The sequence below is a fragment of the Paenibacillus sp. NPDC055715 genome, from assembly GCF_053617595.1.
In genome coordinates this window covers 38,132-63,818 of the sequence record NZ_JBSHGA010000017.1, presented here as the reverse complement: position 1 = coordinate 63,818, position 25,687 = coordinate 38,132, and the positions used below count along the sequence as shown (strand labels likewise).

General features: G+C 46.2%; 26 protein-coding genes, 1 tRNA gene, 1 rRNA gene, 1 pseudogene and 1 riboswitch. Of the genes and pseudogenes, 19 read left to right on the top strand and 10 right to left on the bottom strand.

The window, feature by feature from the left end:
• From rrf to ACWGOO_RS20175, 11 genes are all read left to right on the top strand, one after another.
• Nucleotides 1–94: ribosomal RNA gene (gene rrf / locus ACWGOO_RS20225) — 5S ribosomal RNA — on the top strand; the annotation flags it as partial.
• Between the two features lie 347 nt (nucleotides 95–441).
• Nucleotides 442–1,899 carry an IMP dehydrogenase gene (guaB, locus tag ACWGOO_RS20220; protein ID WP_452486345.1) on the top strand — a complete coding sequence of 486 codons (1,458 nt, stop codon included), beginning with the start codon at nucleotides 442–444 and terminating at the stop codon, nucleotides 1,897–1,899.
• 319 nt (nucleotides 1,900–2,218) lie between these two features.
• Entirely contained in the window at nucleotides 2,219–3,607 is a 1,389-nt protein-coding gene (locus ACWGOO_RS20215; protein WP_452486343.1) for a D-alanyl-D-alanine carboxypeptidase family protein, read from the top strand.
• A gap of 148 nt (nucleotides 3,608–3,755) precedes the next feature.
• Nucleotides 3,756–4,637 (top strand): pyridoxal 5'-phosphate synthase lyase subunit PdxS, encoded by an 882-nt coding sequence (pdxS, locus tag ACWGOO_RS20210; protein WP_452486341.1) that lies wholly within the window; start codon nucleotides 3,756–3,758, stop codon nucleotides 4,635–4,637.
• 16 nt (nucleotides 4,638–4,653) lie between these two features.
• Nucleotides 4,654–5,220 carry a pyridoxal 5'-phosphate synthase glutaminase subunit PdxT gene (gene pdxT / locus ACWGOO_RS20205; protein ID WP_452486339.1) on the top strand — a complete coding sequence of 189 codons (567 nt, stop codon included), beginning with the start codon at nucleotides 4,654–4,656 and terminating at the stop codon, nucleotides 5,218–5,220.
• 35 nt (nucleotides 5,221–5,255) lie between these two features.
• Nucleotides 5,256–6,539: a serine--tRNA ligase gene (serS, locus tag ACWGOO_RS20200; RefSeq protein WP_452486337.1), complete on the top strand. Its 1,284-nt coding sequence runs from the start codon at nucleotides 5,256–5,258 to the stop codon at nucleotides 6,537–6,539.
• A gap of 90 nt (nucleotides 6,540–6,629) precedes the next feature.
• Nucleotides 6,630–6,718 (top strand) — tRNA-Ser (locus ACWGOO_RS20195).
• Between the two features lie 143 nt (nucleotides 6,719–6,861).
• Nucleotides 6,862–7,203 (top strand): hypothetical protein, encoded by a 342-nt coding sequence (locus tag ACWGOO_RS20190; RefSeq protein ID WP_452486335.1) that lies wholly within the window; start codon nucleotides 6,862–6,864, stop codon nucleotides 7,201–7,203.
• Nucleotides 7,204–7,230: 27 nt separating this feature from the next.
• Nucleotides 7,231–7,401: a hypothetical protein gene (locus ACWGOO_RS20185; RefSeq protein WP_452486333.1), complete on the top strand. Its 171-nt coding sequence runs from the start codon at nucleotides 7,231–7,233 to the stop codon at nucleotides 7,399–7,401.
• 71 nt (nucleotides 7,402–7,472) lie between these two features.
• Nucleotides 7,473–7,628, top strand: a complete 156-nt coding sequence (locus ACWGOO_RS20180) for a small acid-soluble spore protein P (protein ID WP_134911701.1) — start codon at nucleotides 7,473–7,475, stop codon at nucleotides 7,626–7,628.
• 197 nt (nucleotides 7,629–7,825) lie between these two features.
• Complete coding sequence (locus tag ACWGOO_RS20175; protein ID WP_452486352.1) at nucleotides 7,826–8,902, top strand: hypothetical protein; 1,077 nt, start codon at nucleotides 7,826–7,828, stop codon at nucleotides 8,900–8,902.
• A gap of 123 nt (nucleotides 8,903–9,025) precedes the next feature.
• Here ACWGOO_RS20175 and ACWGOO_RS20170 read toward each other — a convergent pair.
• Both ACWGOO_RS20170 and tadA read right to left on the bottom strand, forming a co-directional pair.
• Nucleotides 9,026–9,582 (bottom strand): annotated as a pseudogene (locus ACWGOO_RS20170) (GNAT family N-acetyltransferase).
• A 94-nt stretch (nucleotides 9,583–9,676) separates the two neighbouring features.
• Nucleotides 9,677–10,177 (bottom strand): tRNA adenosine(34) deaminase TadA, encoded by a 501-nt coding sequence (tadA, locus tag ACWGOO_RS20165; protein WP_452486331.1) that lies wholly within the window; start codon nucleotides 10,175–10,177, stop codon nucleotides 9,677–9,679.
• 328 nt (nucleotides 10,178–10,505) lie between these two features.
• Between tadA and ACWGOO_RS20160 the strand changes: the two genes are divergently transcribed.
• A complete protein-coding gene (locus ACWGOO_RS20160; protein ID WP_452486329.1) occupies nucleotides 10,506–12,809 on the top strand; it encodes a PAS domain S-box protein in 2,304 nt (767 codons plus the stop codon).
• Between the two features lie 24 nt (nucleotides 12,810–12,833).
• Nucleotides 12,834–13,535, top strand: coding sequence for a 23S rRNA pseudouridine(2604) synthase RluF (gene rluF, locus ACWGOO_RS20155; RefSeq protein ID WP_452486327.1), 702 nt, complete (start codon nucleotides 12,834–12,836; stop codon nucleotides 13,533–13,535).
• A gap of 99 nt (nucleotides 13,536–13,634) precedes the next feature.
• Here rluF and ACWGOO_RS20150 read toward each other — a convergent pair whose 3' ends face one another.
• Together ACWGOO_RS20150 and motA are read right to left on the bottom strand one after the other, a co-directional pair.
• Nucleotides 13,635–14,462, bottom strand: a complete 828-nt coding sequence (locus ACWGOO_RS20150) for a flagellar motor protein MotB (protein WP_452486325.1) — start codon at nucleotides 14,460–14,462, stop codon at nucleotides 13,635–13,637.
• Entirely contained in the window at nucleotides 14,455–15,249 is a 795-nt protein-coding gene (gene motA, locus ACWGOO_RS20145) for a flagellar motor stator protein MotA (protein ID WP_452486323.1), read from the bottom strand. Before motA ends, ACWGOO_RS20150 begins: the two co-directional genes overlap by 8 nt.
• Before the next feature lie 188 nt (nucleotides 15,250–15,437).
• Here motA and ACWGOO_RS20140 point away from each other — a divergent pair, with 188 nt between their 5' ends.
• A complete protein-coding gene (locus ACWGOO_RS20140) occupies nucleotides 15,438–15,731 on the top strand; it encodes a hypothetical protein (RefSeq protein ID WP_452486351.1) in 294 nt (97 codons plus the stop codon).
• A 42-nt stretch (nucleotides 15,732–15,773) separates the two neighbouring features.
• Entirely contained in the window at nucleotides 15,774–16,073 is a 300-nt protein-coding gene (locus tag ACWGOO_RS20135; protein WP_430042539.1) for a 4a-hydroxytetrahydrobiopterin dehydratase, read from the top strand.
• A 74-nt stretch (nucleotides 16,074–16,147) separates the two neighbouring features.
• Here the strand turns inward: ACWGOO_RS20135 and ACWGOO_RS20130 are convergent, their stop codons facing one another.
• The 4 genes from ACWGOO_RS20130 to ACWGOO_RS20115 all read right to left on the bottom strand — a co-directional run bounded on the left by ACWGOO_RS20130 (nucleotide 16,148) and on the right by ACWGOO_RS20115 (nucleotide 20,692).
• Entirely contained in the window at nucleotides 16,148–16,654 is a 507-nt protein-coding gene (locus ACWGOO_RS20130; protein WP_452486321.1) for a GNAT family N-acetyltransferase, read from the bottom strand.
• 305 nt (nucleotides 16,655–16,959) lie between these two features.
• Nucleotides 16,960–17,460, bottom strand: a complete 501-nt coding sequence (locus ACWGOO_RS20125; RefSeq protein WP_452486319.1) for a C40 family peptidase — start codon at nucleotides 17,458–17,460, stop codon at nucleotides 16,960–16,962.
• 5 nt (nucleotides 17,461–17,465) lie between these two features.
• Nucleotides 17,466–17,603, bottom strand: a riboswitch (cyclic di-AMP (ydaO/yuaA leader).
• Nucleotides 17,604–17,888: 285 nt separating this feature from the next.
• Complete coding sequence (locus tag ACWGOO_RS20120; RefSeq protein ID WP_452486317.1) at nucleotides 17,889–18,716, bottom strand: hypothetical protein; 828 nt, start codon at nucleotides 18,714–18,716, stop codon at nucleotides 17,889–17,891.
• An 11-nt stretch (nucleotides 18,717–18,727) separates the two neighbouring features.
• The gene (locus tag ACWGOO_RS20115) at nucleotides 18,728–20,692 is read right to left on the bottom strand and encodes a M1 family metallopeptidase (protein ID WP_452486315.1); all 1,965 of its coding nucleotides are present in this window, start codon (nucleotides 20,690–20,692) and stop codon (nucleotides 18,728–18,730) included.
• A gap of 124 nt (nucleotides 20,693–20,816) precedes the next feature.
• Between ACWGOO_RS20115 and ACWGOO_RS20110 the strand changes: the two genes are divergently transcribed.
• The gene (locus ACWGOO_RS20110) at nucleotides 20,817–21,323 is read left to right on the top strand and encodes a YwhD family protein (RefSeq protein WP_452486313.1); all 507 of its coding nucleotides are present in this window, start codon (nucleotides 20,817–20,819) and stop codon (nucleotides 21,321–21,323) included.
• A 74-nt stretch (nucleotides 21,324–21,397) separates the two neighbouring features.
• Here the strand turns inward: ACWGOO_RS20110 and ACWGOO_RS20105 are convergent, their stop codons facing one another.
• Nucleotides 21,398–22,144, bottom strand: coding sequence for an MBL fold metallo-hydrolase (locus tag ACWGOO_RS20105; protein ID WP_452486311.1), 747 nt, complete (start codon nucleotides 22,142–22,144; stop codon nucleotides 21,398–21,400).
• A gap of 512 nt (nucleotides 22,145–22,656) precedes the next feature.
• On the opposite strand from ACWGOO_RS20105, the gene ACWGOO_RS20100 reads away from it, so the two are divergent.
• Nucleotides 22,657–23,163 (top strand): PTS sugar transporter subunit IIA, encoded by a 507-nt coding sequence (locus tag ACWGOO_RS20100; protein WP_452486309.1) that lies wholly within the window; start codon nucleotides 22,657–22,659, stop codon nucleotides 23,161–23,163.
• Between the two features lie 163 nt (nucleotides 23,164–23,326).
• Here ACWGOO_RS20100 and ACWGOO_RS20095 read toward each other — a convergent pair whose 3' ends face one another.
• On the bottom strand, nucleotides 23,327–24,268 hold the full coding sequence (locus ACWGOO_RS20095; RefSeq protein ID WP_452486307.1) for a helix-turn-helix transcriptional regulator: 942 nt from the start codon (nucleotides 24,266–24,268) through the stop codon (nucleotides 23,327–23,329).
• A 191-nt stretch (nucleotides 24,269–24,459) separates the two neighbouring features.
• Between ACWGOO_RS20095 and ACWGOO_RS20090 the strand changes: the two genes are divergently transcribed.
• Both ACWGOO_RS20090 and ACWGOO_RS20085 read left to right on the top strand, forming a co-directional pair.
• Nucleotides 24,460–24,777, top strand: coding sequence for a hypothetical protein (locus tag ACWGOO_RS20090; protein ID WP_452486305.1), 318 nt, complete (start codon nucleotides 24,460–24,462; stop codon nucleotides 24,775–24,777).
• Between the two features lie 28 nt (nucleotides 24,778–24,805).
• Nucleotides 24,806–25,669 (top strand): NAD(P)-dependent oxidoreductase, encoded by an 864-nt coding sequence (locus ACWGOO_RS20085; RefSeq protein WP_044646849.1) that lies wholly within the window; start codon nucleotides 24,806–24,808, stop codon nucleotides 25,667–25,669.
• The last annotated feature ends 18 nt before the right edge of the window (nucleotides 25,670–25,687 follow it).

Below are 25,687 nucleotides of genomic sequence, written 5' to 3'. Positions count from 1 at the left end.
TCCACACGTACCCATCCCGAACACGACCGTTAAGCCCTCCAGCGCCGATGGTACTTGGACCGCAGGGTCCTGGGAGAGTAGGACGCCGCCAAGCAAAGATAAGAAGGGCCATGATCTCCTTGAGATTGTGGTCTTTCTTTTGCAAATTAAGTTCCAGGACCTTATGTCTAACCCCTGATCTGTCTTTTTCCAAGCGGATTATTTTTTATAAAAGGGTCGAACTTATCTCTGGAAACGCTTAATTATAAAAGATGTCCTTCCTGCGAGTACACTTGTTTGTACCGGGAAATACTAAAAGTTATGGTTGCTGAGGAAGGCTTGACACCCCTATACCGCTTTGCTAAGATGGCAATAATATATTTTCAGAGAGCCTTGATTTGTTCATGTCGGACAGACAACAAGACCAATACAGACTAAACAATTTGAAGGAGGATCATCTTGGTGTGGGAAGATAAATTCGGTAAGGAAGGCCTTACCTTTGACGATGTTTTGCTGGTACCTCGCAAGTCGGTGGTTCTGCCGAAAGAAGTAAGTGTAGCGACCCGTTTGAGTGATAACGTGAAGCTGAATATTCCTTTGATGAGTGCTGGTATGGATACTGTTACTGAGGCAGTTTTGGCAATCGCTATGGCTCGTGAAGGCGGTATCGGTATTATTCATAAAAATATGTCGATTGAACAGCAAGCAGTAGAGGTAGATCGGGTAAAACGTTCAGAGAGCGGTGTTATCACCAATCCATTTTCATTGACTCCAGATCACTTGGTATCCGATGCTGAGGCTGTTATGGGTAAATATCGTATTTCTGGCGTACCTGTTGTAAACGAGGAAAATAAGCTGGTGGGTATTATCACCAACCGTGATCTTCGTTTTATTCACGATTTTAATCTTAAAATTAGTGAAGTTATGACGAAGAGAAATTTGGTAACTGCACCTGTAGGTACAACCTTGCAGGAAGCAGAAGGTATTTTGCAAAAGCATAAAATTGAAAAGCTTCCTTTGGTTGATGATGAAAATTACCTCAAAGGGCTTATCACTATTAAAGATATTGAAAAGGCTATTCAATTTCCAAACGCAGCGAAAGATGCACAAGGGCGTCTTCTGGTCGGTGCGGCTGTCGGTATTTCCAAAGATACATTTGATCGGACTGAAGCACTCGTAAATGCAGGTGTGGATCTGATTGTTGTGGATTCTGCCCACGGTCATCATATTAACATTATTGAAGCGGTTCGCAAATTACGTGATGCTTATCCTGATCTGACGATTGTAGCAGGTAATGTAGCTACTGGTGACGGAACGCGTGAACTGATTGAAGCGGGGGCTTCGGTTGTAAAAGTCGGCATTGGTCCAGGCTCTATCTGTACAACGCGCGTGATCGCCGGGATCGGTGTTCCGCAAGTAACAGCTATTTATGATTGTGCTACAGTAGCACGGGAATATAATATTCCGATTATTGCAGACGGTGGCATTAAATATTCCGGTGAAATTACGAAGGCCATTGCGGCGGGAGCTTCTGCGGTAATGCTGGGTAGTCTTTTTGCTGGTACGGAAGAAAGTCCAGGCGAATCCGAGATTTATCAAGGACGCCGCTTTAAGGTGTATCGTGGTATGGGCTCCATGGCTGCGATGAAGCAAGGAAGTAAAGATCGCTATTTTCAAGATGATGATAAGAAATTGGTTCCGGAAGGCATTGAAGGACGTGTCGCTTATAAAGGGCCACTTTCCGATACGATTCATCAGCTGTTGGGTGGTCTTCGTTCCGGTATGGGATATTGCGGTACTGCTAATATTGAGGAGCTTCGTAATGATACGAGCTTTATCCGTATTACGGGTGCAGGCCTGCGTGAAAGCCATCCGCATGATGTGCAAATTACGAAAGAAGCACCAAACTATTCATTATAAAGTTCGACTGTAGCAGACTTGACAACAGGCAGGGCGTATTTCGCTCTGCCTGTCTTTTTTTAGAGATACCCCTGTGATAGAATAGACAAGTGCCCGCTTTTTACAAATGGATTGATGAAGATAAGAACACGTTAGGACATTGGGCTTACTTAGTACCTGCTCATTCCAAGATAAGAGTAGAGAGCGTTAATTATTGGCTCTAACTGAGGAAACAAAACGGAAATTTAAAACATTAATTTATTGGCCTAGTAGGGGCTTTATCCACCGTCTCGTTATATATAACGGATCGGGTTGAGGTACGAGAGGAGTTTGTATTCATTTGAAAGCAAACAATCAGAAACAAAATAAGAATCGCAGTATGATTAAAAAGAGCGTAACAGCAGTCATGGTGCTTAATATGATGTACATGTCAGCATTGCCGGTTGTGGGCAATTTGGATCCGACTGTAGCTACGTTTGCTGCCGGAACGGCTACAGAGGCGGTCAATATTACGGGGACAGGCTCTGTTAAGCCTCCTAGTCTGGCGCTGCGCTCGGCTATCTTGATTGAGCCTTCCACAGGACAGGTATTGCTGTCCATGAACCCGGATGAGCCGCTACCACCGGCAAGTATGACCAAAATGATGACAGAGTACATCGTAGCGGAACAGGTCAAGCAAGGGAAACTCAAATGGACGGATAAGGTTACGGTTCAAGAGAATGCTGCCAAGAGCATCGGATCACGTATTTTTCTAGCTCAAGGTGACCAACATACGGTAGAAGAGCTGTATATTGCCATGGCGGTAGGCTCTGCTAATGATGCAACGGTGGCTCTTGCCGAGCGTGTGTCTGGAACCGAGCAGGACTTTGTAAAATTGATGAATGAAACAGCTCAGAAAATGGGCATGAAAAATACGTATTTCATCAACTCTACAGGGTTAGACCGTGGCGATATGCCTAAAGGGTTTCAACCAGATACCGATCGTGAAACCGTAATGACAGCGAGAGATGCTGCTACACTGGCTAGTAACATTATTAAGGATCACCCTGACTATACACGGTTTACGACGATTCAATCATACAAGTTCCGTCCGACGGACAAGACGCCGATTATTAACTACAACTGGATGTTGGAAGCAAACAAGAATATAACTAACTTTAAAAAATTTGCTTATCCGGGTCTGGACGGAATGAAAACCGGTCATACGAGCAATGCTGGTAACTGCTTTACGGGAACAGCCGAGCGCAACGGAATGCGTCTTATCAGTGTAGTTATGGGGGCAAACTCAGAGCCACACCGTTTTACAGAAACAGCTAAAGTATTAAACTATGGTTTTGATAATTTTGAAGTGAAGCAGGTAGTGGCTCCAAAGACGGTGGTCAAAGGTGTAGAGAATGTACCTGTCACTAAGGGCACTGAGACAGAGGTACCTGTCGTGACTAAGGATGCAGTAAGCTTTGTTGTACCTAAAGGCGCAAGCAATCCTAAAGTGACGTTTACAACGAACATTACGCCGGAAAGCTCGCTCGTGGCACCTTTGAAGCAAGGGGAAAAAGTGGGAACGATTACGTACACATATAAAACGGATGGCGTGGATAAAGGTCAAGTCAAAACCGTCGATATGGTTACTACCACGGCTGTGGAAGAGGGCGGCTGGTTCCGAATGCTTTTCCGGGCCATTGGTGATTTTTTTGGTGATTTATTCCAGGGAATTAAAAACTTGTTCTAGTGGCCTTCCTGCCAATTGGAGATAAGCGATGGATCCTGTTTTTCATTACTTATTTAGCGTTAGCGGATTGAAATGATTGTGTATTTGGCGTCTGTACGGTAAAATATTAAGTTAGAATCTAAACGAAACCCTTACAGGAGGTAACGACATGGAAACAGGAACTTCACGCGTAAAAAGAGGTATGGCAGAGATGCAAAAAGGTGGCGTAATCATGGATGTCATGAACGCTGAACAGGCTAAAATTGCAGAGGCGGCAGGTGCTACAGCGGTAATGGCTCTTGAACGGGTACCTTCAGATATCCGTGCAGCTGGTGGGGTTGCCCGTATGGCTGACCCAACAATTGTAGAAGAGGTCATAAAGGTGGTCTCTATTCCCGTTATGGCTAAGGCTCGTATCGGTCATTTTGTGGAGGCAAAGGTGCTGGAATCTCTGGGTGTTGACTATCTCGACGAGAGCGAAGTGCTGACACCTGCGGATGAAGTTTTCCATATCGATAAGAAAGAGTTTACCGTTCCATTCGTTTGCGGAGCCAAGGATCTGGGAGAGGCACTGCGTCGCATCGGCGAAGGGGCATCCATGATTCGTACAAAGGGTGAGCCTGGAACCGGAAATATTGTCGAAGCTGTTCGTCATATGCGTTTTATCAATGGTCAAATTCGCAAGGTGCAAAACCTGTCAAAGGACGAGCTGTATGCAGAAGCGAAAAACCTTGGCGTTGCTTACGAATTACTGCTGGAAGTGCATGAGCACGGCAAGCTGCCAGTGGTCAATTTTGCAGCGGGCGGCGTAGCAACACCTGCTGATGCCGCATTGATGATGCATTTGGGCGCTGATGGTGTATTCGTCGGTTCCGGTATTTTCAAATCCGATAGCCCTGAGAAATTTGCACGTGCCATCGTGGAAGCGACTACTCATTATACGGACTACAAGCTGATTGCAGAAGTGTCCAAGAATCTGGGCGCTCCGATGAAGGGCATTGAAATTTCCAAGCTGGCACCGCATGAACGCATGCAGGATCGTGGTTGGTAAGAAGGAAGGGACAGGCATGAAAATAGGAGTTCTGTCGCTGCAAGGCGCTGTGGCTGAGCATATACGAAGCGTTGAATGTGCGGGTGCGGAAGGTGTGGCGGTGAAGAGGATCGAACAGCTCAACGAGCTGTCCGGTCTTATCATCCCCGGCGGTGAAAGCACGACGATTGGCAAGCTGATGCGCAAGTATGACTTTATAGATGCCATACGCCAGTTTTCCGATCAAGGCAAGCCTATATTCGGCACTTGTGCGGGATTGATCGTGCTGGCCAAAACGGTTCAAGGACAAGAAGAAGCGCATCTGGGGCTGATGGATATTACAGTGTCACGTAATGCTTTTGGTCGCCAGCGGGAAAGCTTTGAAACAGACTTGGACATTAAAGGGATTGAGGAACCGGTTCGTGCTGTATTTATACGCGCGCCATTGATACAGTCTGTTGGAATGGGAGTAGACGTGCTGTCTGAGTATAACGGCGAAATCGTGGCGGCCCGTCAGGGTCACTTGCTGGCTTCATCCTTCCATCCGGAATTAACGGACGATTACCGGTTGCATCAGTATTTTGTGGATATGGTTCGCGAATAGCGGAAAGTTGGTTTGTAGTGTAGGAGGGATTACCTGTGTTAGATATAAAGATTTTACGTAATGAGCTTGGTCGGGTTGAAAAAGCTTTGCAAAATAGGGGCAAATCTCTGGATCTGATAAATGGCTTTACGGATTTGGATGTGCGTCGTCGTGAGTTGCTTCAGGAAAGTGAAGCGCTCAAAAATCGCCGAAATGTCGTATCCGGTGAAGTAGCCAAGTTGAAGAAGAATAAAGAAAATGCGGATGATCTTATTGCTGAGATGCGTCAGGTTTCTGACCGTATTAAAGAATTGGATGAGCAAGTGCGCGAGCTGGAGATTCAGATCGATGAGCTGGTAATGTCCATTCCGAATATCCCCAATGAGTCGGTGCCTGTAGGTGCTTCGGAGGAGGATAATGTAGAGATTCGTCGCTGGTCGGAGCCACGCGAGTTTTCTTTTACGCCAAAAGCACATTGGGAGCTGGCACAGGAGCTGGGTATTCTCGACTTTGAGGCGGCAGCGAAGGTGACGGGTTCCCGTTTTACGTTTTACAAAGGACTGGGAGCACGTCTGGAGCGTGCGCTGATTAACTTTATGATGGATCTGCATAGCAGTGAGCATGGTTATGAGGAAATGCTGCCTCCATACATTGTGAACCGCGACAGCCTGTATGGCACAGGACAGCTTCCGAAGTTTGAAGAGGATTTGTTCAAGCTGCGTGATACCGAGTATTATCTCATTCCTACGGCTGAGGTTCCGGTAACGAACTATCACCGCGAAGAGATTATGAACGCCGATCAGCTTCCCAAGAATTATGTGGCATACAGCTCTTGCTTCCGCTCTGAGGCAGGATCGGCAGGAAGGGATACACGTGGTTTGATCCGTCAGCATCAGTTCAATAAGGTAGAGATGGTTAAGCTGGTTCACCCGGACACCTCTTATGAGGAACTGGAGAAAATGACGAATAATGCAGAGCGTGTTTTGCAACTGCTTGGACTTCCATATCGTGTGCTGGCACTTTGCACCGGGGATATGGGCTTCACGTCTGCTAAAACGTATGATCTGGAAGTGTGGCTGCCTGAGAGTGGCATGTACCGCGAAATTTCTTCTTGTTCCAATACAGAAGATTTCCAGGCGCGTCGTGCCGACATCCGGTTTCGGCCGGAGCCGAAAGCAAAGCCTGAATTTGTACATACACTAAACGGTTCAGGGTTGGCTGTAGGACGCACAGTGGCTGCTATTTTGGAGAACTATCAGCAGGAGGACGGAAGCGTTGTAATCCCGGAAGTGCTGCGTTCATACATGCGAGGCACCGAAGTTATTGCTCTTAAGCAGTAAGCATTGCAATCGTTTAAAGTCTGTGGTAAAATGATTTTGTTGCGCCTGAGTTTATATTAAATGGGAAGCAACTTTATCCAATTACCACCTGGAGAGGTACCGAAGCGGTCATAACGGGGCGGTCTTGAAAACCGTTAGAGTGCAAGCTCACATGGGTTCGAATCCCATCCTCTCCGCCATATTATAAATGAACCAAGCCATTCGATACGACAGCTGATACATTGGCCTTTACGCGCTGATGATTAGGGATCGTAAAGGATGGCTTTTTTGTTGTATAAAAAGCCTGTTTTTTTCACACGTTATCAGATGTGGAGGTGCTGGCATGAATCGAGAAATGACAGTAGATCAGCAAAAGCTGGTAGAAGCCTGGCAGGAACAACTGGCGAGACTTTTGAATTCAGGGGATAAATCACAGGTACAAGCAGATGAAGCAGACAACCGCACTATACGCATCCATATCGAGGTAGAGGGCAGACAAATGTACTCCTTTGATTTTGCATGTACTTATGTAGATTCTCGGGAAGTGAAGGTTAGCTTGGTCGATGTGGAACGGGACGAACAGTCTGTGGATGAACGAACAGATATCATTCAACAGCTGGTGTCCGACTATACTCGGCATATTCATCAGTGTGCTCAGTCGTTGCAGTCATTGACACATTCGTAGTCATGAAGGTATGAGGGGGGAAGCTACATGACAAAAGCCAAAAACGGACTGGATAAAAACCTGTCTAACATTGTGGATGATTTGGAGCAGCGTCCGGTTAACAGTCATCAGGCACAACAAGTACAGCAGGACCGTAATGACCGCCGTCATCAGGATGCACTTAACCATGATAGAACAGAAGACCCGTACCATCAATAGTCCTACTTTAAATGGTAATAAACAGATTTGCTGATGGATCAAAATTTAGTCTGAGAACGGAGGATGCATAAATGAGCAAGCCTAAAGCCATTCCTGTTCCCGAGGCACAGGACGCCGGTGGAGGAAATGAAAAGCGTGAGCGCAATCATCAACAGGAGCCGCTGTCCGGTTCCAAAAAGGTAAAACAACGGAATCACGTAGACCATCACAACAGAGAAGGATCATAAACGGTTAGACTTGTTGCCTAAAAAATATAGTGAAGTACAGGACACCCTGGGTTAAATAGCCGGGGTGTCTTCGTGCTTATTGTAAGAAAATTTTCCAATAAGTGTTTCATTACCCGCGGGTATGCGGTAAAATAAAGGGGTGTATTTTTTTGTTAGCATTATAGAAGGGGTTAATTATGAGGGGAGAGAATCTAACAATGAGTAAAAAGTTATCCGTCTTGGTACTCACTATGGTGTTGCTTTTGACGGTAGCCCTGGTAGGTTGTAGCAAGAAGTTAGAACCGAAGGAAGCTGTTACGAACGGTACGGCTAATGCAATGAAATTGACTTCTTATGAATCCAAAAGTCAATTTACGGTTAAGGATCTGGCGATCACATCTGCTTCCGTTCCAAGCCAGCAAAGTTCAATGGTAACCAGTATGCTGAAAAATGCGGACATTACGCTGGATAGTGTATATCAAAAAGAACCTTTACAATCTGAAATGACGCTGGGCATTCATTTGAAAGGTGACCTTTCCACCAGCTTCACGATTCCAATGGTTATGACCAAGGATAAATTGTACGTTAAAATTCCAAACATTCCATTTTACCCGCTTCCACAGGACGTTGTGGGTAAATTCCTGATTGTTGATCCGCAGGAGCTGGCTAAAAAGTCCGGACAAGAATTTAACCCTGCATCAATGGATCAGGAAAAATCGCAGAAATTTGCGAATGAAGTGATTGCTGCTATTCTGGGTGAGTATGATCAAGCTACGTACTTCTTTGATATTGATCCTAAAGACGCTAAATTGCCACAAGGCGTTAAAGCTAAACAAGTAGTACAATTTAAAGTGACAAATGACAACGTGAAGCCAGCTGTCGATACTTTTGTTACTAAGGCAATCCCTAAAGCGATTGATGTGATGTCAAAAGATGAGTACATCAGCTTGTTTCACTTGAAAAAAGAAGATCTCACCGCAGCAAAACTTGCGGTGGAAACCAACACCAGCGATTTCAGAAAAAAGCTGGATGAGTTGAAAAATTACTTGACTGTGAAACAGTTCGACATTAACACAGCCTTGAACAAGGATGATATTCCTGTGTATCAAGATCTGAATGCGAATGTAGAGATGAATGATCCGTCCACAAAAGACAATGTGAAATTGTCTGTAACTGGCTACACGCAATACAGCAAAATCAATGAAAAAGCAACATTTAAAGTGGGTATCCCAACAGGCGACCAAGTCCTGACGACCGAACAACTTCAACAAAAAATGCAAACTGTTGCTCCTTAAGTAAAGGAATGACGTGATCGTAAAGGCATTATCCGGATGATGTGATGTAATGCGACAAAAACCGCTTGCCTTAGAGCTAGGCGGTTTTTGTCATATATAGCTCTGAACAGATTGTGTAGCGGTTCAGGTCTGCCACACGTTATCCTTGGCTAAAAGCCCGAACATCTGATGATCCTGCCACGTCCCTTGAATTTGTACCGGCTTGCGGGCAATACCTTCAGGCTGAAAGCCGCACTTTTGCAGCACACGCTGTGAGCGCTCATTATGCAGCAAGGTACCGGCTTGAAGACGGTGAAGCGATAGGGCGCGGAAGGCAAATTGTATGGCCAGCTTCAAAGCTGCGGTCATATGCCCTTTGCCTTGTTCGTGTTGATCCATCATGTAGCCGATATCGGCAAATTGTCCCATACTACGCACAAGATTAAAAATAGGATATACCCGATGAGACGCTCGTCCTCCAAGAGAAAGATACTGAACGAATATCCCCGATCCTCCTCTGCTTGGCGCAATTTCTGACGGATATATTCCTGCTGTTCTTCCAGAGTGAAAAATGAATCGCCGTGAAGTGGCTCGTACGGCGCATAACACTCCCTATTTGTAAGCCTGAGGGTTCCACTATCCGCCAGGCTAAATGGCCGTAACAATATACCTTGAGGCGTGTTATACAAGCTCATAGGCATGGGCTGATCTCTTTCCATGGAAATTAGCAATGAGACGACGTAAATAACGGCTGCACCAGTGGTTGTGTATAGTAAGCGATCCTAACTCCCATCCTCAGGATGAAGATGGTGGGGAAGACAACTTGGCAGCGGCTCTTTTCTGCCGGAGCTGACGGAAAAAATCTGTCAGCATCGAGGCGCATTCCTCTTGAAGAACGCCGCTGATCACCTCAGTGCAATGATTGAATCGAGGCTCCTGTAGTAAATTCATCAGTGTACCCGCACAGCCTGCTTTCGGATCGGTGGTGCCATAGATCAAATAGGGAACCCGTGATTGTACAATGGCTCCGGCGCACATGGGACACGGCTCCAGAGTGACATACAGCCTGCAATCCAGCAGGCGCCAGGCCCCCAGATGCTCGCTGGCCTGACGAATGGCGACCATTTCGGCATGTGCTGTCGGGTCAGCGTCCGTCTCGCGCAAGTTGTAACCGCGTCCTATGATTTCATTATCTTTTACGATGACAGCTCCGATGGGCACTTCACCCAACGCTTCTGCCTTGTACGCTTCTTGAATAGCTTTTTCCATCCAATAAGCGTGATCTATTGTGGTCACTGGTAAAAATGCTCCTTTCAAATGCGAATTATCCAACGAACAAACATTCCGTTGTTAACATGATGTGAATAATTTTGTGGATAACACGACACTTGTCCACAGATTTATACACAGTCTATAATAAAAGCTGTGTATTTGTGGACGACTTGTGGATGATTATCTTATTATATTGTAGGCAAACGTTCGCATATTGACAACTGTATACAAGTTGCGTGTATTTATGTTTATCCGTGAAATGTAAATGCTGGTATCACAGGCGCTATTACGGTATCATTGAATTAGCAATTGCCAGTAATCGCCAGCATACGGCAAGAGGTGAGAAATCAATGTGTCGATAAAAATCAAAATTACGATTATTTTGACGGGGTCCGTTCTGTTTATCCTTTTGTTAAATATTGCACTCAACTATTACACGACCCACGAAAATTTAAGAAGTGACAGCAAAACGAAAATGGTTCTGACGGCCAAGATTATTGGAGGAGCTATTGAACAAACTCAACAAAGCTGGGTGGCCGTCGACAAGCAGCTTGGATATAATTTGTGGCTCTCTGCCACACTGGCTGCCAACCAGCTTGATCCTGATATTGACCATATTACGCAGGAACAACTCGAACAGCTGACCAAGCGCAGCGGGGATATTGATATTTCCTTGTTAGTGCGTGATGGGAAGAGGTACAAAGTTGCCAAATCGTCCAATCCGAGGGAGATCATGTCTGGCGTTCCGTTGACAGGCTATTGGAAAAAAGAAGTTGATCAATTATATGAGCATGGACAGGCTGGAATGGTGCATGGTCAAAGTCTGGATCATTTTTGGACAGGAGCATTTGATTATACAGGCTCAGATGCCACCTATATTAACAAATGGGGATTTTATTATGACCAGAAGCGCAACTATATGATCCGAATCTCCTTTCAGGACGGTAAAGTGCAAAATTTTATGCCGATCCTCAGCCCCGATGAAATCGTAAAGCAAACCCAACAAGTGGATTACCGCATCATGGAGATAACAGGAATTAACCCCACAACCTTCGGTGGCGCTACGATGGACAACCATGGAAACGACCGGAAATATCATTACATGTACAATAAACCTATCCGATTCGGCACTTATCAACTAGCGAGGGTACAGGAGGATCGTTTGGCTGTTTCCAAGGCCATTTTCTCCGGGGAGAGTATTGTACAGGACTGCTATATTCAAGGCGAACGGGTCCTCGTCAGTTACATACCATTTTATCTGGCAAACCGTGATGCCTATGTCATTCGTATTGTTATGAATTATGATACGATCTCTTCTGTTATTTATAAGCAATTAATCAGTCTGATTGCCATCTCTATTGTCTTACTAGAGGTTGTGATTATTGGCAGCTATGTGCTGGCAAGTCTGTTTGTCCGTCCAATTCAGTCGATATTGGGAAAAGTGAACGAGATGGCTGACGGCCATTTTGACACACGGCTACAGATTAAGGGTGGTCATGAGCTTGCACAGCTAGGTGAGCGCATCAACGCGATGGCCTACAACCTTGGGATGTACACACGGAGACTCGAACAGATGTATGAGGAGAACCGTTCTGTCAAAGAGCATTTGGAGTCTGTCATTAATCAGACCGCTGATGCGATCCATGTGACCGATCAGGAAGAGCGTATCATCCGGGTCAATCATGCTTTTGAGGCTCTATATGGCTGGACCCAAAAAGAATTGGTCGGGCGTAAGCTCCATTTCGTACCGATAGAGCAAGAGAAAGAGTACGAATTTCAGAAGGAAAGATTGCTTCAGGGAGAGAGTATGGTGTCAATTGAGTCCATCAGAACGCGTAAGGACGGAAGTACGGTAGAGATTAGTATGAGTACATCGCCCATTCTGGATGAAGAAGGCGAGATTGTGGGGTTCACCAGTGTCTCGCGGGATATTACAAGCCGCAACCGGATGGAGGAATTGCTGCGCAGATCGGAGAAACTGACGACGGTAGGACAACTGGCGGCAGGGGTGGCGCACGAAATTCGTAATCCGCTGACCACGCTGCGCGGGTTTCTCCAGTTACAGCAGCAAAATAAAGTGCTGAATCTGAAGCATAATGATATTATGCTTTCCGAGCTGGATCGTATCAATCTGATCGTCAGCGAGTTTTTAATATTGGCGAAGCCGCAGGCTGTACATTTTCAGAAGAAAGATGTGCGCTATATTGTGAGTGATGTCATCTCCTTGCTCGATAGTCAGGCGCATCTGCTGGGCATTGTGTTCAATCTTCAAGTAACGGAGGAGCCTGCCCTCGTATATGCCGAAGAAAATCAGTTAAAACAGGTATTCATTAATTTGCTTAAGAATAGTATGGAGGCCATGAGCAAGGGAGGGACGATAACGATTCATTTGTTCTTGGAGGGAGAAAGCGTTAAAATCTTCATACGGGATCAAGGGATGGGCATTCCGGCAGAAATGCTGTCCAAGCTGGGGGAACCTTTTTTCACAAACAAAGAAACAGGTACAGGACTCGGACTTATGGTCAGCCAGCGTATTATACAGAGTCATAAAGGCACACTGGACATTGAAAGCATAGAGGGAGAGGGAACGACAGCCCTTGTGCAGCTTCCAACTGCCGAGCCTGAACAACTGGATGGGCAGCAGAAAGAAGCGTGACAGTAGAAATGGAGGGTACACAGGTTGCGCATTAACAAGTTTATCAGCGAAACCGGTTTTTGCTCGCGCCGGGAGGCGGACAAGCTGGTAGAGAGCGGCCGCGTGACGATTAACGGCGAGGTGGCGATGCTGGGCAGTCAAGCGGAGGAGGGCGATGATGTCCGTGTGAACGGCAAGCCACTCCGCGAGAAGTCCGGTCACGTATATATTGCTTTGAACAAGCCGGTGGGTATTACAAGCACGACAGAGAGCCACATTCGAGGGAATGTTGTTGACTTTGTGGGGCACCCGCAGCGGATTTTTCCAATCGGACGCCTGGATAAAGATTCGGAAGGCCTCATTTTACTTACCAATGACGGAGACATTGTGAATAAGATTTTACGGGCAGAAGGAAAGCATGAGAAGGAATATATCGTAACGGTGGATCGACCCGTCACACCATCTTTCGTGCAGGGGATGTCCACAGGTGTAAAAATACTCGGTCAGCGGACGCTCCCCTGCGAAGTGACGCGTGTATCTGAGTACGTATTCCGCGTCATATTGACGGAAGGGAAAAACCGTCAGATCCGGCGCATGTGTGCTGCCTTCGGCTATGAAGTGAAGAAGCTGCAACGTCTGCGGATTATGAATATTCTTTTGGGGTCGCTTCAGAGAGGCGCCTGGCGGGACCTGACAGAGACGGAGAAGCAGGAACTAGGTGAGATGCTGAATTATAGGCTCAGCTAAACCTGAGGGCTTCTCATGGCTGATAGAAGGCAGGGCAATGAAAAGGCACCGGCTGCATAAAAAATGCGGCGGTGCCTTTGTTTATTTAGATATGCATAATCAACCTTCATTCGAGCTTGAGGTAGGACTGATAACTTGTGTGCCGTTCTGATATTTGCGTAGTACGGAAATTTCGACACGTCGGTTTTTGGAGCGTCCTTGATCATACTGATTGCTTGCTAGTGGACGATACTCACCATAACCGATGGATACAAATTTGGTTGGATCAAGCTGCGGATTGAGCAGCAAAATGCGCAAGAAATTCAGAGATCGTTTGGCACTCAAATCAAAGTTGGACGGATACTGACTATTGGAAATCGGGACATTATCTGTATGGCCGGATATGATGACATCATATCCGGGAAATTGCTGTAGCATGCTGGAGATGGACTTAGCCAGCTTTCGTGCTTCCGGTTTTACCTCAGCCTGACCCGATGAAAACAAGGCGTTATCACTAATGGTGATCATGAGCTGGGATTGGTTCAGCTTTGTATTGAGTAACGTAGACAGGCCATTACTTTCAATATACTGATCCATTTGCTTTTTGAGCTTCTTCAAATCTTCTTCTTCCCGCTGGGCAAGTTGCTTTTGCAGCTCCGCCGTAGAGGTTGCTTTCGATTTTACCGGTTCTGATACCTGTTCCTTGTTCTTACCCATATCATTGGCTGAAGTGGTCGGATTAGCTGAAGAGTGCTCCAGAATCCCTGAGCCCCCGTTAAAGGTTGAACTCATGGATTGCGCCATTTCCTCGAATTTTCTGGCGTCGAGCGAACTCATCCCGAATAAGACGATGAAAAGAGCTAGCAGAAGGGTCATCAAGTCGGAATATGGCAACAGCCAGCTTTCGTCGGCATGCTCCTCGTGCGGTTCATGTCTTTTTTTACTCACCGGAATCCCCATCCTTCTCGGCCAGGGTAGCCCGTTCGGTCGGAGTCAGGAATATCATCAGCTTCTGGCTGATCGCAATGGTGGATATGCCTGATTGAATCGAGAGCAGGCCTTCGACCATCATCAATTTAAGTTCTACTTCTTTTTTGGATAACCGTTTCAGCTTATTGGACATTGGATGCCACAGGACATAACCTGTAAAAATACCGAGCAACGTTGCAATAAAGGCTGCCGCGATGGCATGAGACAGCTTTTCCATGTTACTAAGGTCGGCTAGAGCGGCGATCAGGCCTACAACTGCGCCGAGTACCCCGAGCGTCGGAGCGTACATACCAGCTTGAGAGAAAACCAGCGCACCCGAGCGGTGTCGATCCTCGGTAGCGTTAATGTCCTCCATCAGAACATCCCGTACGAATTCCTGATCATTACCATCAATAATCATACGCATACCCCCACGCATAAAGGGGTCGTCGATCTCCTCTACCTTGGATTCCAGAGCAAGCAGACCTTCGCGACGGGTAATGGATGCCCATTCGGTAAACGTGCCGATGAGCTCTTTACGTTCCAAAAGCTTTTGTTCCGTGAAAATAATCTTGAACAGTTTTGGAATCCGTTTAATTTCTGCCATCGGGAAGGCCATAAAAATACTTGCTGCCGTTCCGACAAAAATAATCATGTAAGCAGCGGGGTTGTTGACCAAGTTGACCACTGGCGCGCCTTTGAGAATCATCCCGACGACCAATGATATAATCCCGAGTACAAGTCCGATAATGGTTGAAATTTGCATGATACACCTCATCCATGAGAATAGATTTTGAATCCTTTCATGCCGCTGGGAGCCGTCCTTGCCCCAGGCACGTCATTACAAGACGGATTATAGTATTTATCGACAAAACTCTCTTTTTTGTTAAGTACGAATTTCCGGTATAATAAGGTGATTATGTAATGAATGGTGGAATAATTGGAGGAAATGGCATGGGAGTGAAGCACGGACGGGAGTATGAACAAATTTTGAACGATTTGACAGAGGCTTTGGGGAGCATTCCGGATAGCTATGAATTTTTCGAAATGGAAGCAGAAGATTGGGACAGGCTGGATCCGGCAGGGCGTCAGGAAGTCAATGAAGCTCTGGCGGAAGACCTGTTTTATGCGCTGGGTACAGAGCCCGTTATCGCTGTGGGCAGCGGCGTTGTCATCAATGAACCGGAGCAGCACCGTATCTATGTACTCATTGGAGATGAGGAGCTGATGTCGGTACCTTTGATTTGAACAGGCCGTCTTATGGATTTATCAACGGGGAGGAGTCGTATCATGCCTTTTACACAAGAAGAGATTGAAGCACATCTGGAAAAGCTGGAGGGTTGGGAACTGGAGGAAGGACGCTGGATTGTCCGGAAATATAATTTTTTCAGTTTTATGAAAGGGATTGCATTCGTAGATGAAGTTGCTGCTATATCAGAAGCATTTAATCATCATCCATTTATTACAATTGATTACAAGACCGTGACCCTGCGCTTAACCTCCTGGGATGACGGTGGCATTATGGCCGTGGATATTAAGGAAGCCCAACAATATAATGAAGCTTTTGAGAAAATGCGTAGCAGTCATTGAGCCGATCATGGTCTGCCGTATGATAAAAGCGCCTTCGATATACAACAATGCAGTTGTATGCTGAAGGCGCTTTATCATAGAACACGAGGCTGGTGGTCGGGATGATATACCATACAATGAAATGACTTCTTGCCATCGGGAGTCTGACGTTCATAGGTATCCGTAAGCTCAAATTCGGCTGCCTTGTAAGCCCGGATGGCGCGCCTATTCCAGGTCAGCACCTCCAGATCAATTTCATTCTCCGGGTTGCGTCGTTTGGCTTCCTCGGCAATGGCACGGACAAAATCGGCGCCTCTGCCATGTCCACACAATTCGGGGTGCATTCCCAGACCTAGCCGGGTCACGCCAATCATCGGGAAATATTGAGCAAATCCGGTTAGTGTGTTCTCGTCATCCAGTACGGCAACATATTGCTCTTGGCGAAGCGTGGGGCTTCCAAATTCGACTTCAAGCGCCTTCATTTGTTCCCAAGGTAGCCAGCTGTATATGTTGTAGGGTGGATCATAGCGCCATTCACAGATTGCAGCCGCCTGATGCTCGTCCATCGGGACGATCCGGTAGTTAGATACTGAGGCCGGCATGTCTTCCCATCTCCTTTTATAGGTACCTAAACTATTAACAACAGATTGTAGACAAGTTATTGGGGATTGGCAAGCGTGTTTATTTCATACCCAATTCGGGCATACATTCAAATAAGAAGGACTTACTGCTCATATGCTCCCCCAGCCGTGACGGTAAAACCGACGATGTTCGCAAAAATTGAAACCTTCTGAGGTGTCAGTTCGTCAGTAACGATAACGTTTCTGATGTTGTGGACATAAAAAAACCGCAATTCGATTCCAGCCAGAATCAAATTGCGGCTCAGGGTTAGCTTGCTGTTCGTTAGTTATTCTACGTTATCGTCATCAGGAGTTTCAGAAGCTACGGCGTGGTAAGCGTCTGTGCTCATAATTCTTCTTGCACCGATATAACGGTTAGCATAATAATTTTCATTCAGTGAGCTAACTACTACACCACGTGAAGATGAGGAGTGGGCAAATTTCCCTTCACCTATGAAGATACCTACATGGGAAATGCCTCTCCCTGTGGTGTTAAAGAACACCAAGTCTCCAGGTCTCATTTCATCGTGGGATACGGAAGATCCCATTTTAAATTGTGATCCGGATTGATGGGGCAGATTAATCCCCAATTTTTGATATACATACATTGTGAAGCCGGAGCAATCAAACCCGTCGAGTGTAGTGCCTCCGCTTCTGTAGTTCGTTCCTTTGGCATCTTGGATGACCTGGTCCATCTTGGAGTCTGCAAATGCACTGCCGCCACCGAATGTAAAAGATGTAAAGGCAATGGCAAGTCCCATGGCTGCGATCGTTAGCTTCTTCTTCAAAAAAAATATACCCCTTCCAATGCCTGCGAGGTTAGCTTAAGGATTCGGTAGAAGGTTCCCCTATGACCACTCTGTTGCGAGATCAATTCACCCAAACTGGTTCCCCCGCTTCCCAGGTGCCAGGAATTAGGCTTAACTTAAGATGTGCACCTTGGAGAGCAGTATTCACGATAACGATGTTTTTAAGGCAAAGATTACAATAAAGATTACAAAGTTGTTACTATCAGTTCACTGCAATTATTGTAACAAAGCCGGCTGGATTTGGCAAATGTTTCATTGCAAAAAGTTACAACAAAATCTGCTCCCTTTATCGCGGGAACAGATTTTGTTAAGAGTATTCAGTTATATGCCGTTTGCCTGGATATGAATGGAGATGGATAGTTGCCTGTCGACAGCCAGAGATTGTTCGGGAGGAACGGAGTGAAGGTTCAACCTCTGCCGGAGATATCGGTATGCCATAGTCGGTACTGTGAACTGATGTGCCATAGCCTGACCAAACTGGTAACAAAATGATACGTTTGCTGGAGAATGAGTGCCAGCATGCCCGTCCAAATCATCGCCACCGTGCCGAACAGACCAAGGACGAGCAGCATGCCTGCGCCGAGCAGAAGCGAAATACCGATGGCCGGGAGGATTTGGCGAAAGAAGGCGAGCAGCGACGACAGTATGGCGTGACCACCTACGGTGCCTAGCTGCATGTACAGGATGCACTGACAGATGAACCAGCCATAAGCGATCCAACCGATGGCATAAGGCAGTACATGTAGGAGATAGGCGGGAGATTGCAGCGCCCCTGCTACGATAGGGTAGAGCTTTGGCACCACCCAGAAAGCAGGGAGCAGCAGGAGTCCAAGCTCGATGACGTAATAGATCATTGATGACAAGCCATGACGTTTCATCCCACGGAAGAAGGACAGACTTTGCGGCTCGGTCGCATGGGTATGCAGACTTTGGTATATTCCCGCCCGGATGAAGGGGGTAATCAGTGTACGCAGCACCGTTGTCCCCAGTAGTATCCACAGGTACATATGGACCTCTCGGTTGTCCGTCAGGGCAATCTGGCTCTCCATCCAAAACAAGGTCTGTCCCAGTTCATTTTGACCCTGATCGGGGTAGCGCAGCAGTAGGGGAGTAACGGCGGATTGTACCAGCCGATAGAGGAAAACGCCCCATAGCAGTCGATACAGAAACAGAATGATGACAATATAAAATTGTATGCGCACAAGCGCCCAGCCTTCTTTTATTACAGTACGCATCTATAGGCACCTCACCATGACAGACTTCCAAGCAGTGTCTCCAGCAGCTTGGTTACACTTATGCTCCAACGGGTCTGGTTTTTTTCGTTCAGTTCGGCCTTCAGGCTGTTGTTGATATGCTTGTTCTCCAGCGCAATCGTGTACAGCGGATCAACAACCACATGGGAGACCGCAGATGCACTTTTGAGTCGATAGGTGATGCTTTTGCCAGTGCCGTCCCATGCCTTGAATATCGTTGTGCCGTCCTTGAAGGTGAATTGAACAGGGACCTTGGGATAATCCGCCCCTTTTTTGCTGAGTGTAATGGTTGCTTCGTATCCGTTGGCCAGCTTGCGGTTCGTAATGCGGTCCACTGAAAAATCCGCCATCTGGCCGTCGTATACATATTGTTCAAAATAATGGCTCCACGAACGTCCGGTGACTCTTTCGACGATACGCTGAAAATCCTGTGAGAATGGATGCTTGAATCGGTAGGTCTGGACGTAGGTACGCATAATGCGGTCCATTTTTTTCGCGCCGACCTGGCGTTCAATGCCACGTAGTACCAGCTTGCCCCGAGAATAAGCATTTTGTGCATATTTAGCAGCCGAGCCGTACTTCCAGGACTCACGGTTTAACGGCTGAGGGGATGATACCTGTCCAGACTGTAACGGCAAGTTAGGGATGAGCCCATATTCCTGCTCCATGAGTCGTTCCTCTGCATAAGAGGTAAAGCCTTCATCCAGCCATGGTTCCTCGAATTCGTTGTTGGCCACCATTCCATAAAAATATTGATGCCCAATCTCATGAACCACCGTCCGTTCCAGACTATAGCCGGGATTCAGATTATCCGCCGCTGCGGCCGTAATGAGTGTGGGATACTCCATGCCGCCCGCGCCGCTGCCTGCTTTGGGTGGTACAACGATGGACAGGGTTGAATATGGATAAGGCCCGTACCACTTGCTGTAATAGGAAAGGGCGGCCTTGGCTGCGCTCATATAGCGCCCCTTGAGCTCCTTGTGCGATGGGTCGAGATACAGCTTGATTTTGACACCCGGCACCTCGGCAGAAGAAAATGGCTCTTCTACGGCTACAAAATTCGGTGAAGCGGCCCATGCAAAGTCGTGCACGTCATCGGCATAGAATTGATATATTTTTTGTCCATTTTGCCGGACTGCTCCACGGGTGGGAAATCCGGTTGCGGCCACGATGTGTGTTTCGGGCACTCGAATCCGCACACTGTAAATTCCGAAATCTGCGTAAAACTCGGAGTTTCCATGATACTGATGCAGATTCCAGCCTTCCTCGGCGCGTCCGCGCTGTCCGGCGGTTTCGTAGACGCTGAGTTTGGGAAACCACTGACCTGCCATGACGAAATCATCTGTTGCGCCCATACGTGCGAAGATGGCGGGTAGCTTTACCTCAAACTTCATATATAATGTAATGCTTTCACCGCCTCGGACCGGCTTGGGGAGACGTACCTTCATGAGCGAGCGGTCGTTCACGTTACCGTCATCCGGCTGCACGTATTGAGTCCGGTGCATGAGGGATAAACCGTCTTCCGTTTTAAGTTCAGTTAGTGTCATGGAGCCAAAGCCGTTCTTGGGCATGGTGTCGCCGCGCAGCTTGCCCCCGGATTCCTTCATGAAGGTGGTTTCCATGGAAGAGAAGGCATTGGGGTACAGATGCAGGTACAGATCGTTCACGGTTTTGGTGCCCGGATGCTTCCATGTAAGCGTCTCGGTGCCCCTCAAAACCTGTCCTTCTTCCAGGGACACGTCAATGTGGTATTCCACCACACGCTTACTAAGAATTTCTGAAGCGGGCTGTGGAGGACTTTTGGGCACGTCAGGCGGGATGTTTGCCCCCAAGGGCTTGCCTATGTTTGGCGCAAGCGTAGACTCTGACTGGGGCTGCCAGGCAAACCATAACGTCCCTGCGAGGAGACCGAGGGCTAGTGTAGACAATAAAACGATTTTGGTGCGTGCTGTGGTCATACAATGGATACCTCCCGTTGACAAGCATCTACAGCATGTATATGTTTGCTTTCGGGAGATTATTAGTTAAAATATTTATAGTGTAGAATGAGTGTGAAGACGGAAAATGGAGGCTTAGTGACGCATGAGTGAAAATCAGCCGGACGGCAAAAAACAGATTGCACTGAACATTGTCAGTGGCAAGAGTAAACATAAGGGCTTCGGCGCAGGCTCAATCGACTTGAACAGTATGTCCCCGGTCATTATTGATCGCGGTGAGGCAAAAATTGATATCGGTGCTATGCATGCCAAAAGTAAGGTAGAACGCGGGATTAAGTTTTCTACCAATAAAGAGGATGTACCGAACGGACGCCAGGTATGGCTGGTATGGGTAGCCGTGGATCGCACGCCCGAAGGACGTGTGTACGGTGGCGCAACGGCCTGCGAGATGCGGATTGACGATGAAGCCAAACGCGGCTGGAAAATCCTCGCCGATCACGTCAACCGCATGGATTACGCGCTCAAGCGCCGTTTCATGCTGGACGATCTCGGTAGCGAGGATAGAGCAGCGCTCAAAAGCCTGCTGATCTCGCATAACGAGGAATGGTGGGACGCTTCGCCTGAGGAATTGAAGCAGGCGCTGGAAGGGTAATAACTTTGGTTAAACGGTTAAAAGACGGCTGCTGAATGGATCAGTAGTCGTCTTTTTGTGCCTAGCAGCTTCTTCTATTCACATATTTCAGATATGCGTTGATTACAATTATCTTCGTAAAGCCCTCCATGAAAACAAATCACTTTTTTAATATCGTATGTTAACAAATTTCTAAGAGATTCTTTCGCCATATTGAAATCACAGCAGTATTGCGGGTCTGGCGCCAGTAGCTCGCCGCTTACTACGCGCAGAGCATCTCCTGCAATCAGGATTTGGCTTGGCTTATGGTAAAAACTTAGGTGTCCCGGTGTATGACCAGGAGTATCTATAGCCACGATCCCTCCACAGAAGGGCAATTCCTCTCCAGCAACGATGATGGAATTGACTACAGCTCTTGGGGGATTTTCAAGCGTACGCTGAAATGCATTTTTCCACTCTAACGGAACAGATTCAGGCATAGAGTTTACAGCTTGAGCTATCGCCTCGGGCGTCAGTTTTATAAGTTGCTTCTCACCCTGTATGTAGGGCTTTTCAATAGAGCTGGCAAGCACTTGAATTGCGGCTGGGCAAGCTTGTATCACATCTGGTAAGCTGCCGATATGATCAAGATCTTGATGTGTAATTAATATCAATGTAAGTTTATCAATTGTAAATCCGATTTTTGAAATAGCCTCTTGTAAAAGCGGTAGTTGCCCGGGGTAAGCTGTGTCTACTAGAATGACGTTATCTGTGTCCCAAATCAAAGTGGGGTAAATGCTCTCCGTCTTTCCCATAATAGTAGGAGAAAGCTGAAGCATGTATATTCCCTTGTCCAAATGCATCGAATCCCTCCAAAAAGAGTTGATGTAATCCAAGGGAGATCGTATCATGAAAACAAAATTTGTAAACCTATATTATAACACAAAAATAATTATTTGTAAATATGTAGCATTTTAAATTTGTGTGACAATATCAGTAATATAAACCTTTTAGCTAACCAGCCAAGATTTGGTTTAAGCAAACACCATCTTTTAATGCCAACCGGGTGATTTGTTGGAGTATATAAGAGTAACGAAATCATAATTCAAATCAAAAACGTGATTTTTCTTTATGTGGCAGGAAAAATCGCATTTTTGTGCTTCTTAATTTTGGTAGGAATAAGTTGTTGAACTGTGTGGTTATTTGACTGATAGCGCCTTGACATCATAGAAAGGCATTCACTATAATTCAGGTAGAAATCTGTTCCAATTAGGTTTTAATTTTCTCCTTTGTGGAACCGGTTCCTATGAAGAGGAAAGTTAAGTCTTATTCACTGTTTATGAATGTAATCTGTAAATAAGGTGGTGTTAGTAGAATGTTTAAATGGTTGAAAAAGAAAGCAAATCCACGTGTTGAAGAATTCGACATTGTAGCGCCGATTAAAGGACAAATTGTTTCCCTTGAAGAGGTTCCAGATCCTGCGTTCTCTACGAAGGCAATGGGAGACGGTATCGCCATTCATCCGTCTGAAGGAAAGGTTACGGCTCCTTTTACGGGCAAAGTGGTTCATGTGATGGAGAAAAGTAAGCACGCCCTGATACTTGAGCATGAATGCGGTGTACAAGTTTTGATACATGTCGGGATTAATACGGTCTCTCTCAAAGGACAGGGCTTTAACCCTTATGTCCAAACAGGAGACAACGTTAAAATAGGGCAATTATTGATGGAATTTGATATGGATTCTATCCAACAGGCCGAATTGCCTCTAATTACTCCGGTCATCATTCCAGACGGGCAAGAGATGATCAGCCATGTGGAAATATTGGAAGATGCGTCTGTTTCTCCAGATGCACCTGTGTTAAGAGTCCATTTGAAAGGCTAGTCAGCATTTAAGTACCTGTTACGCAGGATTATCGGATGAATTTACAGGGTCTAACAGAAGAATGTTTGGGATCAGGCTAACCGGGGTTTCTGGTTGGTCTTTTCTTTTTTATGAGCAATACCATTCGACAGGACAGTAAGTATATGTAACTTGTAAGCTCTGGCTAAACATATTGGTTCAGCAGGTCATGGAGTTTATTTTTTATTTGTTCACGTACTACTTGGGGTTGCTTTACGTTTGCTTCCATGCCAAGCCCTAGAAAAAAATGTACCGCCCATGTCGTAAATGATGAACTCATTTTTGTACGAATCGTGCCTGAGCCATTTTCATGCAATTCGATGGACGGTGCTAACCACAAGTCTGACTGACATCGTCTTATACCTCCGGGTGTTAAATCTACTTCCAATTCCAGCATATCACTTTCATCCATGCGCATAACCCATTGCTCAATATGATCCCCGTTCATATCAATTTGCTTACTTTGATCCCCTTCATCAGAGAAATCTTTCACTCGGTCCATGCGAAACACTCGATAATCCTCTGCAAGAAAACAATAAGCCTGGCAATACCATAATCCGTTCATGGTATAAATACCGAGTGGCTGGATCATCCTTTCTCGACGCGTGGCTGCTTCGTAAACAATCGTAACGACGCGTTGTTCCAGCGCACCTTCCAGTAAATTTCTCAAAAAAGGCACTTCTATGTCATGTGGAGGTATCCAGAAGATGAGCCGTTGCTGCATTTGCTCCATTTTTTGCTTAAGTTCACTAGATAGATAATGAAAAAACTTGTGCAGGGCCATGTCCACTTCGTTTGTGAAGGGGAGGGATTTGTAATTGCGTAATGATTGGCAGGCAAAAAACAAAGCCATCGTTTCATGCTCTGTGAAACTGATTGGTGGTAGGACCTTCTCGCGCAGCACACGATAGCCACCTCCAGGCCCTGTCTGTGAATATAGGGGAACTCCGAGTTCACTTAGCTCCATCAGATCACGAATCATGGTTCGACGTGAAACGCCACATTCGTCGGCTAACTCCTGTATGGTAAATTTTTTACGTTCATTTACTAACATGATGAGCTGAACGAGCCGTTGTGCTTTGTGCATAATTTGCTCCTTCTTTTAAAAGAAAATAAATAATAGTGACAATAGTTGGCACTATTATTACGTATGCTTAACCTCGAAGTCAAGGTACACACATCTGGAATAACAGTGAGTCAGACTTATTTCGCATTAAATGACTGTGATATAAGGTGTGAGGATGTTTTTTGAATGAAGAGGATGAGGAGAGTTTTAAGATGAAGAATGAGCAATATGTCATGGAGTTAGTACTATTCAAGTTAAAGGAGGGGACGGATAAGGACTCTTTTCGTAAAGCTGCCAATGAATTGAGTGGCGTGCTACAAACCCAATTGCCGGGATTTAAAGAGCGTCAACTGCTACATACCTCTGACGAAACACAATGGACAGACATTGTATATTGGTCTGATATGCAAATGGCAGTGGCGGCGATGGAAAAGCTCAAATCTGTGCCTGCTTTCCAAACGTTTGCCTCTATGATTGATTTTAAAGACATTCATTTACTACATCTGATTCCAGTGAATCTGGAAACGTAAAGAAAAGAGAATGGAGAATGTGAATAATATGAACAGCGTATCTGTAATAGGTTTGGGCTCTATGGGCGTTGCAATCGCTCAATCGTTACTTCAAAGTGGTTATAGAGTTACGGTATGGAATCGGACAAGTGAGAAGGCTGAACTGATTGTGAAGGCAGGCGCGGTTTTGGCCCCTAATGCAGCAGCAGCAATAAGCGCGAGCGCAGTGTCCATTATCTGTGTATCTGATTATGCAGCTTCGTATGATATTCTGGACACGGACGAAGTGAAAGTGGATATGGCAGGACGGATTCTCATCCAGTTAAGCACTGGAAGCCCACAGCAGGCGCGAGATTACGAAGCGTGGACTCAAAAGCATCATGCTGAATATATAGACGGAGCTATAGTAGCTTCTCCTACCCAGATGGGACAGCCAGAAGCTACGATTTTTTCATCCGGTTCTCCTGCTGCATTTCAGAAGTGTGAGCCGCTACTTAAAAGCTTGGCTGGAAATGTATTGTACTTGGGAGGGCAGGTTAGCGCAGCTTCTACGACTGACTTAGCATTTCTTTCGTATCTATTTGGTTCGTATCTCGGTTTTTTCCACGCTGCACGTATTCTTGAATCAGATGATCTTCGTGTGGATACCTTTGGGGCCATGATTGCCCAGATATCTCCCGTTATTGGCGGGGTAATAAAGTATGAGAGTGAGTTAATTCAGAGCGGAGCTTACGATAAGCCACAGAGTTCTGTGAATATGAGTATGGTTACCGTGGATCTTCTCATGGAACAGGCTCGTGAAGCAGGGATGAATAATGAATTCCCCGTATTTGCCCAAGGTCTCTTTAAAAAGGCTTTGGATGCAGGGTACGGTGAAGAGGAAGTGTGTGCTCTAATCAAGGTGATGCGTTAGGATCAGGAACAGTCGGGA